The 12146-nt window shown below is 61.5% G+C and carries 14 protein-coding genes; 11 read left to right on the top strand and 3 right to left on the bottom strand.

Annotated features, from left to right (window positions below; genetic code table 11):
• The first annotated feature begins 1 nt into the window (after position 1).
• The 10 genes from QOM10_RS27465 to madM all read left to right on the top strand — a co-directional run bounded on the left by QOM10_RS27465 (position 2) and on the right by madM (position 7911).
• Positions 2-367, top strand: coding sequence for a DUF6124 family protein (locus QOM10_RS27465; protein ID WP_316917256.1), 366 nt, complete (start codon positions 2-4; stop codon positions 365-367).
• 296 nt (positions 368-663) lie between these two features.
• Positions 664-2334 carry a malonate decarboxylase subunit alpha gene (gene mdcA / locus QOM10_RS27460; RefSeq protein WP_316917255.1) on the top strand — a complete coding sequence of 557 codons (1671 nt, stop codon included), beginning with the start codon at positions 664-666 and terminating at the stop codon, positions 2332-2334.
• Positions 2334-3206, top strand: coding sequence for a triphosphoribosyl-dephospho-CoA synthase (locus QOM10_RS27455; RefSeq protein ID WP_316917254.1), 873 nt, complete (start codon positions 2334-2336; stop codon positions 3204-3206). Before mdcA ends, QOM10_RS27455 begins: the two co-directional genes overlap by 1 nt.
• Positions 3206-3505, top strand: a complete 300-nt coding sequence (locus QOM10_RS27450; RefSeq protein ID WP_007913697.1) for a malonate decarboxylase subunit delta — start codon at positions 3206-3208, stop codon at positions 3503-3505. The genes QOM10_RS27455 and QOM10_RS27450 overlap by 1 nt, the downstream gene beginning before the upstream one ends.
• Positions 3498-4349, top strand: a complete 852-nt coding sequence (locus tag QOM10_RS27445) for a biotin-independent malonate decarboxylase subunit beta (RefSeq protein WP_316917253.1) — start codon at positions 3498-3500, stop codon at positions 4347-4349. The genes QOM10_RS27450 and QOM10_RS27445 overlap by 8 nt, the downstream gene beginning before the upstream one ends.
• The gene (mdcE, locus tag QOM10_RS27440; RefSeq protein WP_316917252.1) at positions 4346-5131 is read left to right on the top strand and encodes a biotin-independent malonate decarboxylase subunit gamma; all 786 of its coding nucleotides are present in this window, start codon (positions 4346-4348) and stop codon (positions 5129-5131) included. The genes QOM10_RS27445 and mdcE overlap by 4 nt, the downstream gene beginning before the upstream one ends.
• Positions 5125-5745, top strand: coding sequence for a malonate decarboxylase holo-ACP synthase (locus QOM10_RS27435; protein ID WP_316917251.1), 621 nt, complete (start codon positions 5125-5127; stop codon positions 5743-5745). The genes mdcE and QOM10_RS27435 overlap by 7 nt, the downstream gene beginning before the upstream one ends.
• A complete protein-coding gene (mdcH, locus tag QOM10_RS27430) occupies positions 5742-6662 on the top strand; it encodes a malonate decarboxylase subunit epsilon (protein ID WP_316917250.1) in 921 nt (306 codons plus the stop codon). Before QOM10_RS27435 ends, mdcH begins: the two co-directional genes overlap by 4 nt.
• Positions 6663-6728: 66 nt before the next feature.
• Complete coding sequence (gene madL / locus QOM10_RS27425; RefSeq protein ID WP_038358777.1) at positions 6729-7145, top strand: malonate transporter subunit MadL; 417 nt, start codon at positions 6729-6731, stop codon at positions 7143-7145.
• A gap of 1 nt (position 7146) precedes the next feature.
• Positions 7147-7911 (top strand): malonate transporter subunit MadM, encoded by a 765-nt coding sequence (madM, locus tag QOM10_RS27420; protein ID WP_064388097.1) that lies wholly within the window; start codon positions 7147-7149, stop codon positions 7909-7911.
• Between the two features lie 114 nt (positions 7912-8025).
• Here the strand turns inward: madM and QOM10_RS27415 are convergent, their stop codons facing one another.
• Positions 8026-8946: a LysR substrate-binding domain-containing protein gene (locus QOM10_RS27415; protein WP_122594701.1), complete on the bottom strand. Its 921-nt coding sequence runs from the start codon at positions 8944-8946 to the stop codon at positions 8026-8028.
• Between the two features lie 141 nt (positions 8947-9087).
• On the opposite strand from QOM10_RS27415, the gene trhA reads away from it, so the two are divergent.
• Positions 9088-9705, top strand: coding sequence for a PAQR family membrane homeostasis protein TrhA (gene trhA, locus QOM10_RS27410; protein ID WP_007913708.1), 618 nt, complete (start codon positions 9088-9090; stop codon positions 9703-9705).
• A gap of 149 nt (positions 9706-9854) precedes the next feature.
• Here trhA and QOM10_RS27405 read toward each other — a convergent pair whose 3' ends face one another.
• Positions 9855-10574: a 16S rRNA (uracil(1498)-N(3))-methyltransferase gene (locus tag QOM10_RS27405; protein ID WP_007913710.1), complete on the bottom strand. Its 720-nt coding sequence runs from the start codon at positions 10572-10574 to the stop codon at positions 9855-9857.
• A 131-nt stretch (positions 10575-10705) separates the two neighbouring features.
• The gene (locus tag QOM10_RS27400) at positions 10706-12112 is read right to left on the bottom strand and encodes an adenosylmethionine--8-amino-7-oxononanoate transaminase (RefSeq protein ID WP_150775745.1); all 1407 of its coding nucleotides are present in this window, start codon (positions 12110-12112) and stop codon (positions 10706-10708) included.
• Positions 12113-12146: the final 34 nt, after the last annotated feature.

The raw sequence follows: 12146 nt of genomic DNA, 5'->3' as shown, positions 1-12146 counted from the left end.
GATGATTAAACCTACGCCTAACCCCCCGCTTGCAGATCCCGCATCCCCCTACGAATCCCCCGACTCCAAGAAATTCCACGAAGCCGCCGAACGCGCCCTCGACCATTACCTCGGCCCGACCAACGCCGACCTGATGGCCACGCCTTACACCCCCAACACGCTGTACATGGCCAACCCCAGTGCCGACACCGAATCCCTGCTGGCCGATGCCAGTGAAACCCTCGGGTCGGCCACGGTGATGCTCAACAACCATGCGGCAATGGTGGAAGGTACGCACCGCAAGACTGTGCAAGGAATTGCGCAGGTGGTGATGGTGGCGGAGATGGCGGTCAATCGTTTGTTGGATAGGTTGGTGCCGACGGAGTGACTTAAAAGCTGACCCTCACCCCAGCCCTCTCCCGGAGGGAGAGGGGGCCGACCGCAGGATGCTCATAAGTTACGCCGACCTGAAAATACTGCTGTGAATCCATAATCGACTCGGTGGGGCAGGTCGATGTATGGCGCCAGACACCTCGGTCAGTCCCCTCTCCCTCAGGGAGAGGGCTAGGGTGAGGGCGCTCTTGACCATTACGCTCAGCGTAATGATTCACCACCGCGCTTGATTGATGCCCCCACCCCACACGCCTACCTTAGCTCCACGACAGCGAACCCCGTGGAGTGAGCATGACAACAACAATTTCCCCCGACTCGCGCTGGACGCGGCGGCGCGATGAGAAGCAGCGCCGCCTCGACAAGGTGCACGGGCTGGCCGACGGTGTGGTGTTGCCCACCGACAAGATCGTCGCCGCGCTCGAAGCGCTGATCCACCCCGGCGACCGTGTGGTGCTGGAGGGCAACAACCAGAAGCAGGCGGATTTCCTCTCCCGTTCGCTGGCCAAAGCCGACCCGGAAAAGCTCCACGACCTGCACATGATCATGCCCAGCGTCGGTCGCTCCGAGCACCTCGACCTGTTCGAACGCGGCATCGCCCGCAAACTGGATTTCTCCTTCGCCGGCACCCAGAGCCTGCGCATCAGCCAGTTGCTGGAAGACGGCCTGCTGGAAGTCGGCGCGATCCACACTTACATCGAGCTCTATGCGCGGCTGGTGGTGGACCTGATCCCCAACGTCGTGCTCTCGGCCGGTTTCATGGCCGACCGCGCCGGTAATATCTACACCGGCCCGAGCACCGAAGACACCCCGGCACTGATCGAACCGGCGGCGTTCAGCGACGGCATTGTCATCGTCCAGGTGAACCAGTTGGTCGACGACGTCAGCGAACTGCCTCGCGTAGACATCCCCGCCTCATGGGTCGATTTCGTCGTGGTCGCCGACAAGCCGTTCTACATCGAACCGCTGTTCACCCGCGACCCACGGCACATCAAGCCCGTGCACGTGCTGATGGCGATGATGGCGATCCGTGGCATCTACGAAAAACACAATGTGCAGTCGCTCAACCACGGCATCGGTTTCAACACCGCCGCTATCGAATTGATCCTGCCGACCTACGGCGAATCCCTCGGCCTCAAAGGCAAGATCTGCCGCAACTGGACGCTCAACCCGCACCCAACGCTGATCCCGGCGATCGAGAGCGGTTGGGTCGAAAGCGTGCATTGTTTCGGCACCGAACTGGGTATGGAAAACTACATCGCCGCGCGCCCGGACGTGTTCTTCACCGGCCGCGACGGCTCGCTGCGTTCCAACCGGATGTTCTGCCAACTCGCCGGGCAATACGCGGTGGACCTGTTTATCGGCGCGACGTTGCAGGTCGATGGCGATGGCCATTCCTCAACCGTGACCCGTGGCCGCCTCGCCGGTTTCGGCGGCGCACCGAACATGGGCCACGACCCGCGCGGTCGCCGTCACGGCACCCCGGCGTGGCTGGACATGCGCCACGACGATGCGCAGCAACCGATGCTCGAACGCGGCAAGAAACTCGTGGTGCAAATGGTCGAGACGTTCCAGGAGGGCGGCAAACCCACCTTCGTCGAAACCCTCGACGCGGTCGAAGTGGCGAAGAAGAGCGGCATGCCGCTGGCGCCGATCATGATCTACGGCGATGACGTCACCCACCTGCTCACCGAAGAAGGCATCGCCTACCTGTACAAGGCGCGCTCGCTGGAAGAGCGCCAGGCAATGATCGCCGCCGTCGCGGGCGTCACCGCCATCGGCCTGCGCCACAACCCGAAAGACACCGAACGCATGCGCCGCGAAGGCCTGATCGCCTTGCCCGAAGACCTCGGCATCCGCCGCACCGACGCCACCCGCGAACTGCTCGCGGCGAAGAGCGTGGCCGATCTGGTCGAGTGGTCCGGCGGCCTGTACAACCCGCCCGCGAAATTCAGGAGCTGGTAATGCACGCACTTAACCTGCAAGCGAAACCGCTTTCTATGGCTGATCGATTGGCCGATCTGGCGGTGGACGCCCTGATCGACGAAGCCGATCTGTCGCCGAAACCGGCACTGGTCGACCGTCGCGGCAACGGCGCGCACACCGATTTGCACCTGGGTCTGATGCACGCTTCGGCGCTGTCGTTGTGGCCGGCGTTCAAAGAGATGGCCGAGGCGGCAGTTGCAATCGGCGAAGTCGATTCAACGTTGCGCGAAGCGATTGGCCGCATCGGCCGTGAAGGCGAGCAAGCGATGCTCACCACCACCAACGGTGTGAACACGCATCGTGGGGCGATCTGGGCCTTGGGATTATTGGTGACCGCCGCTGCGCTGGAGCCGCAATCTTCCAGCGCCAACGCCGTAACCCTGCGCGCCGCACGTCTCGCCCTGCTGGATGACCGCTACGCACCCAAACCACTGAGCCACGGCGCCCAAGTCGCCCTGCGTTACGGCGCTCGCGGTGCTCGGGAAGAAGCACAACTCGGCTTCCCCTCGGTGCTGCAACGCGGCCTGCCACAACTCAAGCGCAGCCGCGCCAATGGCCACGGCGAACAAAACGCCCGGCTCGACGCTTTGCTCGCCATCATGACCAATCTGGCCGACACCTGCGTGCTCTACCGTGCCGGTGAAGAGGGTCTGCACGCCATGCAGTCCGGCGCGCAAGCGGTGCTCGACGCCGGTGGCAGCGCCAGCCTCAGCGGTCGCCGCCGGCTGCACGAACTGGATCAACAACTCATCGCATTGAATGCCTCGCCCGGTGGCGCCGCCGACTTGCTCGCCGCCACGCTGCTGCTCGATCGCATCGAGCGCGACGGCATCCTTCAGGGAGCGTTTTGATGGAAACCCTATCGTTTGAATTCCCCGCCGGGCAGCCGCCACGCGGTCGTGCGCTGGTCGGTTGTGTCGGCTCGGGTGATCTGGAAGTGCTGATCGAACCGGGTCTGGCCGGCAAGCTGACCATCAACGTGCAGACCTCGGTCAACGGCGCGCAGCTGCGCTGGCAGCACCTGTTTGCGCGGATGTTCGACGGCACCACGCCGCCGGCGATGGCCATCGATATCCACGATTTCGGCGCGACGCCGGGGGTGGTGCGCTTGCGTCTGGAACAAGGTTTCGAGGAGATCGGCCATGACTGACAGCGCCGCGTTGCTCAACAAACACAGCTTCGTCGAACTCGGTGCGCGGCAACGGGCGAAGGCCTTGCTCGATGCCGGCAGCTTTCGTGAATTGCTCGACCCGTTTCAACGGGTGATGTCGCCGTGGCTCGAACGTCAGGGCGTGGTGCCGCAGGCCGATGACGGCGTAGTGATCGCCAAGGGCAGCCTCGACGGTTTGCCAGTGGTCATTGCTGCGATTGAAGGCGCGTTTCAGGGCGGCAGCCTTGGCGAAGTCGGCGGGGCGAAGATTGCCGGCGCGCTGGAACTGGCCGCCGAAGACAACCGCAAAGGCATCCCGACTCGGGCGGTGTTGTTGCTGGAAACCGGGGGTGTGCGCCTGCAGGAAGCCAACCTCGGGCTGGCGGCGATTGCTGATATTCATGCGGCGATTGTCGATTTGCAGCAGTACCAACCGGTGGTCGGCGTGGTGGCAGGTAGCGTCGGTTGCTTTGGCGGCATGTCGATTGCCGCTGCGTTGTGCAGCTATTTGCTGGTGACTCAGGAAGCGCGCCTTGGTTTAAACGGCCCGCAGGTGATTGAACAGGAAGCGGGGATCGAAGAGTACGACTCGCGCGACCGGCCTTTCATTTGGAGTTTGACTGGCGGTGAGCAGCGGTTTGCCAGTGGTCTGGTCGATCGTTATGTCGCCGACGACGTGGCGAAGATTCGGCAGCAGGTCGGCGAATTGCTTCAGCAAGGTTTGCCGGCGCAACCGCGTAGCCAGCGCGCCGAATGGTTTCTGCAACGCCTCGGCAGTCTGAACAGTGACCCGCAAATCGAACCGTCGGTGGTTCGCGATCTGTATCAAGGAGAGCGCTCATGAGCGGTTATTCGTTGCGCGGCTTGAACTGGTTCAACGCGTTGAGTGCGGGCGCTAAAAGTGTTGAAGGGCTGCCGCCCTCGTTGAAAGTTGCTGACGGTGAACTGGGACGTTTTATCGCTGTGGTTGCTGATCCGGACAATCGTTTCCCTCGCGCTCGTAATGGCGAAGTCGGCTTGCTTGAAGGCTGGGGTCTGGCCAAGGCTGTGGATGACGCGATCACTGCTGATCGCGATAGGGCGCAGAAACGCCCGATCATCGCCATCGTCGATGTGCCGAGCCAGGCTTACGGTCGTCGCGAAGAAGCCCTCGGCATTCATCAGGCGCTGGCCGGTGCGGCGGACAGTTATGCCCGTGCGCGTCTGGCCGGGCATCCGGTGATTGCGTTGTTGGTCGGTAAGGCGATGTCCGGGGCGTTTCTGGCTCATGGTTATCAGGCCAACCGTTTGATCGCGCTGCGCGATCCGGGCGTGATGGTGCATGCCATGGGCAAGGCTTCGGCGGCGCGGGTGACGTTGCGCAGCGTTGAAGAATTGGAAGCGCTGGCCGCCAGTGTGCCGCCGATGGCTTATGACATCGACAGTTATGCCAGTCTCGGATTGCTCTGGGAAACCTTGTCAGTGCAGCAGATTGAACAGCCGACGGTGGAGGATCTTTCGAGAGTCAACGAGTGCCTGAAGCAAGCCATCGGCGATGTCGTCAGTACTGACTTGAGCAATCGCCTCGGCGCGAAGAATCGTGCGGCTTCCAGCAAGGTTCGCGAACTGCTGAGGGCGCAGTGGTGAATACGCCTCTGGCCCACGACCTGCTCTGGGGCATGACCCCGGTGCAGTTGCCGGCGGATGCGCCGCTGTGGGCAGTCGAGTCGCTGGCCGCCGGGCAACCGGTGGTAGTGCGGCGGGCGTTGAGCGATGAGGGTTTTCTCGCGGTCGGTGTGCGCGGTGTGTTGCGCGAGCAGCGGTTGGCGGCATTTATGGCGGTCGATTCGATTGCCTGTCGGGTCAGTCCGGAGGCGCTGTGTCATGTCGACAGCGAGCGCGATCTGCCGGTCATGCAGGCGCTCAAACAACTGCGGCCGATGCTCGACGATTGCGGTTGGGTCTGGGGTGTCAGCGGCAGTGTCGGGTTTGAACTGGCCAGTGATTTTACCGCGATGCACGCGGCCAGTGATCTCGATCTGATTCTGCGTACGCCGCAACTGATCACCCGTAATCAGGCACGCAAACTGGTCGCGGTTTTTGATCAGGCTGTGTGCCGGGTCGACATGCAGTTGCAGACGCCGTTCGGTGCGGTCGCATTGCGCGAGTGGGCCAGCGGATCGGCACGCGTGCTGCTGAAAAATGCTCATCAGGCTTGCCTGGTGATTGATCCGTGGAACCCGCAGGAGCAGGCAGCGTGAGCAGTCTGCTGGTGTTTCCCGGCCAGGGCGCGCAGCAAGCGGGCATGCTGCAGCGCTTGCCTCGCGAAACCTTGGTCGAAGCCAGTGATGTGCTTGGCGAAGATGTTTTGTTGCTGGATTCTGCTCAAGCATTGCGCACGACAAGGGCGGTTCAGCTCTGCCTGCTAATCGCTGGAGTTGCTGCTTCAAGGCAGCTGTTGCAGGACGGACTCACGGCGGATTACGTCGCCGGCCTGTCCATCGGCGCATATCCGGCAGCGGTTGTCGCTGGTGCGCTGAGCTTCAGCGACGCGTTGCATCTGGTCAGCCTGCGCGGTGAGTTGATGCAACGGGCTTATCCACAGGGCTACGGCATGACCGCGATCATCGGCCTGCAATTATCCACAGTCGAAACGTTGCTGGCGCAGGTGCACAGCGACGATTCGCCGGTGTATCTGGCCAACATCAATGCCGATAATCAGGTGGTGATTGCTGGCTCCGACAAGGCGATGCAAGCCGTGGCCGAACTGGCGCGCAGTCGCGGCGCTGGTCTGGCAAAACGTTTGGCAGTGAGCGTGCCGTCGCACTGCCCATTGCTGGAAAAACCGGCGCAAACCCTCGCCGAAGCTTTCGCCAAAATTGAACTGAAAACCCCTCGGGTCGCCTACCTGAGCGGCAGTCGCGCACGCCCTGTGAGCAAAGTAGAAGCGCTGCGCGACGACCTCGCCTTCAACATGTGCCGCGTGGTGGATTGGCGCGGCACTGTGCAAAGCGCTTACGAGCGTGGCGTACGTTTACAGATCGAACTGCCGCCCGGTGCGGTGCTGACCGGGCTGGCGCGCCGGGTGTTCGAACAAGGCACCGTCACTGCCTTCGACAGTGCGCGTCTCGACACCTTGCAGGCGCTGTTGCGTGAGGAGGGTAGCCGCCAACTCTAAACCGCCGCGACTCAAGCTTCGAACAACAAAAACAACATTCGACGATGCACTTTGAGGACTACAACAATGATTATTTACGGTGTGGCGCTGCTCGCGATCTGTACGCTGGCAGGGGTGATCATGGGTGACATGCTCGGCGTGTTGTTGGGCGTGAAATCCAATGTCGGCGGGGTCGGCATCGCCATGATCCTGTTGATCTGCGCGCGGTTGTGGATGCAGAAACGCGGCGGCATGACCAAGGAATGCGAGATGGGCGTCGGCTTCTGGGGCGCGATGTACATTCCGGTGGTGGTGGCGATGGCGGCGCAACAGAACGTTGTCACCGCGTTGCATGGCGGCCCGGTGGCGGTGCTGGCGGCGATCGGTTCGGTGGTGGTTTGTGGTTGCACGATTGCCTTGATCAGCCGCACCCATAAGGGCGAGCCATTGCCTGATGAACCGGCGGAAATCTCCCCGGTCGGCACGCCAGTAGGAGGTCGCTGATATGTGGGATCTCATCGAGAAAGGTCTGGAACATAACGGGCTGGTCACTGCATTCGCTTTTGTCGGCGTGATCATGTGGGTGTCGGTGGTTCTGTCCAAACGCCTGACGTTCGGACGCATTCACGGCTCGGCGATTGCCATCGTTATTGGTCTGGTTTTGGCGTGGGTCGGCGGCACCATGACCGGTGGCCAGAAAGGCTTGGCGGATCTGACGTTGTTCTCCGGTATCGGCCTGATGGGCGGGGCGATGCTGCGTGACTTTGCGATTGTGGCCACGGCGTTTGAAGTGCAGGCGACCGAGGCGAAGAAGGCCGGGATGATTGGTGTGATTGCGCTGCTGCTGGGCACGATTCTGCCGTTCATTGTTGGCGCGTGCATGGCCTGGGCGTTCGGTTATCGCGATGCGGTGAGCATGACCACCATTGGCGCGGGTGCGGTGACTTATATCGTCGGGCCGGTGACCGGTGCGGCGATTGGCGCGACCTCGGATGTGATGGCGCTGTCGATTGCCACCGGGTTGATCAAGGCGATTCTGGTGATGGTCGGCACGCCGGTCGCGGCGCGTTGGATGGGCTTGGATAACCCGCGTTCGGCGATGGTGTTTGGTGGTTTGGCCGGGACTGTCAGCGGCGTTACAGCTGGATTGGCGGCGACGGATCGGCGGCTGGTGCCTTATGGGGCGTTGACCGCTACTTTCCATACCGGGCTGGGGTGTTTGCTTGGGCCATCGCTGTTGTTCTTCATTGTTCGCGGGATTGTGGGCTAGGTTTCTGATTGATCGTTCCCACGCTCTGCGTGGGAATGCAGCCCGGGACGCTCTGCGTCCCAAAGCGGACGCGGAGCGTCCATTGAGGCATTCCCACGCGGAGCATGGGAACGATCATGGGGTGATCTGGCGATTGGCATACATCCGACACTCCGCCAGCAACGCCAGCAAATTCGGATCCCTCTCCTTGGCCTTCAAAAACACCACGCCAATGTGCTGCTGCAACCGGTACTTCTCCTGCAACGGAATCAGCTTCACCCGATTCTCATACACCGCGGCAATCCGTCCCGGCAGCAACGCGTAACCCACCCCAGAGCTGACCATGCTCAACAGCGTGAAGATGTCATTCACCTGCATCGCCACCTTCGGTTCGAACCCCGCCTGCTTGAACACCCGGTTGCCGTCCTGATGCGTCGCGAAGCCTTGGGTCAAGGTGATGAAGGTTTCATCGCGCACTTCGGCCAGATCCACTTCACTGCGCTGGGCAAACTTTGAATCTGCCGGCGTGGCGAGGAAAATGTCATCGGAGAACAGGGGGATCTGTTCGCAATCCGGGTCGTTGATGCTGTCGTCAAGCGACACCAGGATCGCGTCGACTTCCATGTTTTTCAGCTTGTACAGCAGGTCAATGTTCGAGCCGAGGATCAGGTCGATGTTAAGTTCGCTGCGGCGGATTTTCAGGCCCATGATCAGTTGCGGTACGGTCTTCACTGTCAGTGAATACAGCGAACCGAGTTTGAAACGTTCGGCGGAGAACCCGGCCGCCTCGCGGGTCAGGCGTACGCTTTCGACGACGTCGCTGATCAGCTTCTGCGCGCGCTCTTCGAGGACATAAGCACTTTCCAGCGGCGTCAGGTTGCGGCCTTCGTGTTTGAACAGCGGGCAGCGCAGGGCGCTTTCCAGCGAATGAATGGCGCGGTGCACGCTGACGTTGCTGGTCTGCAACTCGGCAGCGGCGCGGGCGAGGTTGCCGGTGCGCATGAAAGCGAGGAACACCTCGAGTTTTTTCAGGGTCAATTCTTCGTCGATCAGCATGGCGCGGACTCTTTTTGGTATCGGCCGATTGTGCCCAATTACCACGACGTGCGCTGGTCCGTGTTGAACAGAAACATTGCGCTTTTACGCTCAAGGCCCGAGCCTTGCGCGCTGCGGTAACGAATGTGAGGTGAGCAATACATGTATCACGGAGAACGATTGAACGCCTGGACCCATCTGGTCGGGGCAGTGGCGGCTTTTGTTGGCGGCGTGTGGATGCTGGTGATCGCCTGTCTCGACGGCAGCCCGTGGAAGATTGTCAGTGTGGCGATTTACGCGTTTACCTTGCTGGTGCTCTACAGCGCCTCGACCGTGTACCACAGCGTGCGCGGGCGCAAGAAAGCGATCATGAAGAAGGTCGATCACTTTTCAATCTACCTGTTGATTGCCGGCAGTTATACGCCGTTCTGCCTGGTCACCCTGCGCGGGCCGTGGGGCTGGACGCTGTTCGGGATTGTCTGGGGGCTGGCGTTGATCGGCATCCTGCAAGAGATCAAACCGCGTTCCGAAGCGCGGATTCTGTCGATCGTGATTTACGCGGTGATGGGCTGGATTGTGTTGGTGGCGGTCAAGCCGCTGATCGCGGCGCTGGGCACTACCGGGTTTGCCTGGCTGGCGTCGGGCGGGGTTTTGTATACGGTGGGGATTATCTTTTTTGCCTTGGATCACCGGCTGCGGCATGCGCATGGGATCTGGCATCTGTTTGTGATCGCGGGGAGTTTGCTGCACTTTGTCGCGATCTTGTTTTACGTCCTCTAGAGACGCCACCATCCCCCTGTGACTGATCGTTCCCACGCTCTGCGTGGTAACGCCTCCTGTGACGCTCTGCGTCACGTCGTATGGGACGCTCTGCGTCCCGGGCTGCATTCCCACGCAGAGCGTGGGAACGATCAGTCCGGCAAAAAGGTTTAGAAATCCCCCCAAAGCTGCTGGGCCACCGCCAGTGCCACCACTGGCGCGGTCTCGGTACGCAATACGCGTGGGCCGAGGCGAGCGGCGTGGAAACCGTTGCCTTTGGCTTGCTCGACTTCAGCGTCAGTCAAACCGCCTTCAGGCCCGATCAGAAACGCCAAAGTCGCGGGTTTGGCATGACTCACCAACGGCTCCGCTACCGGGTGCAGCACCAGTTTCAACTCGGCTTCGGTTTGCTTGATCCAGTCCGCCAGCAATACCGGCGGATGAATCACCGGCACCCGCGAACGACCACATTGTTCACACGCGCTGATCGCCACCTGGCGCCAATGCAGCAGGCGTTTGTCGGCGCGTTCGTCCTTGAGGCGGACTTCGCAGCGATCACTGAAGATCGGCGTGATTTCATTCACGCCCAGCTCGGTGGCTTTCTGGATCGCCCAATCCATCCGCTCGCCACGGGACAAGCCCTGGCCGAGGTGGATGTGCAGCGGCGATTCGACCTGACCGGCGAATTGCTCGTCGATCTGCACGGTCACACGTTTCTTGCCGACTTCCAGCAGAGCGCCGCGAAACTCATGGCCAGAACCGTCGAACAACTGCACCGCATCGCCCTCGGCCATGCGCAGCACGCGGCTGATGTAATGCGCCTGGGCCTCCGGCAATTCGTGTTCGCCAGTGCTCAGGGGGGCGTCGATAAAGAAGCGGGACAGTCTCATTTCGGGTCTCTCAGATTAGATCGTTCCCACGCTCTGCGTGGGAATGCCTCGATGGACGCTCTGCGTCCGCTTTGGGACGCGGAGCGTCCCGGGCTGCATGCCCACGCGGAGCGTGGGAACGAGCGGTCACGTTAGCCCGGATCACGGAAGCCGGGATGGAAGTCTTTTGGCACGGCCACACTGACGCTGTCACGCGTAGCAATGTCGATGCCTTCGCTGGCGACTTCGGCGAGGAAGTCGATCTGCTCCGGGGTGATCACGTACGGCGGCAGGAAATACACCACGCTACCGAGCGGTCGCAGCAACGCGCCACGCTCCAGCGCATGCTGGAACACCTTCAAACCGCGACGTTCCTGCCAAGGGTAGGCCTCTTTGGTGGCTTTATCCTTGACCATCTCGATGGCCAGGACCATGCCGGTCTGACGCACTTCGGACACGTTCGGGTGATCGACCAGATGCGCCGTCGCCGAGGCCATGCGCTGGGCCAGCGCCTTGTTGTTCTCGATGACGTTGTCCTGCTCGAAGATATCCAGCGTTGCCAGTGCCGCCGCGCACGCCAGCGGGTTGCCGGTGTAGCTGTGCGAATGGAGGAACGCGCGCAGGGTCGGATAGTCATCGTAGAACGCGCTGTAGACCTCGTCGGTGGTCAGGCACGCGGCCAGCGGCAGATAGCCGCCGGTCAGGGCTTTCGACAGGCAGAGGAAGTCCGGACGAATGCCAGCCTGTTCACAGGCAAACATGGTTCCGGTGCGACCGAAACCGACGGCGATTTCATCGAGGATCAGGTGCACGCCGTAACGGTCGCAGGCTTCGCGCAGCAATTTCAGATACACCGGGTGGTACATGCGCATGCCGCCAGCGCCCTGAATCAACGGCTCGACGATTACTGCCGCAACGCTGTCATGATGCTCTGCCAAGGTCTGTTCCATGGCGGCGAACATGTTGCGCGAGTGTTCTTCCCAGCTCATGCCTTCCGGGCGCCCGTAGCAATCCGGGCTCGGCACTTTGAGGGTGTCCATCAGCAGCGCTTTGTAGGTCTCGGTGAACAGCGGCACATCACCGACCGCCATCGCCGCCATGGTTTCACCGTGGTAGCTGTTGGTCAGGGTGACGAAGCGCTTCTTGTTCGGTTGGCCGCGGTTGAGCCAGTAGTGAAAGCTCATTTTCAACGCGACTTCGATGCAGGACGAACCGTTATCGGCGTAGAACACCCGGTTCAGCCCTTCCGGCGTCATCTTCACCAGACGCTCGGACAACTCGATCACCGGTTGATGGCTGAAGCCGGCCAGAATCACGTGTTCCAGTTGATCGACCTGATCCTTGATGCGCTGATTGATGCGCGGGTTGGCGTGGCCGAACACGTTGACCCACCACGAGCTGACGGCGTCGAGGTAGCGCTTGCCTTCGAAGTCTTCGAGCCAGACGCCTTCACCGCGCTTGATCGGGATCAGCGGCAGCTGTTCGTGGTCTTTCATCTGGGTGCAGGGATGCCACAACACCGCGAGGTCGCGTTGCATCCACTGGTTATTCAGGCCCATTTACAGTCTCCTCGAGGCGGCTCGCGACAGGCGC

It is taken from the genome of Pseudomonas sp. P108 (assembly GCF_032613195.1).
In the GTDB taxonomy this organism is placed as follows: Bacteria; Pseudomonadota; Gammaproteobacteria; order Pseudomonadales; family Pseudomonadaceae; genus Aquipseudomonas.
This window is presented reverse-complemented; position numbering and strand designations above follow the sequence as displayed.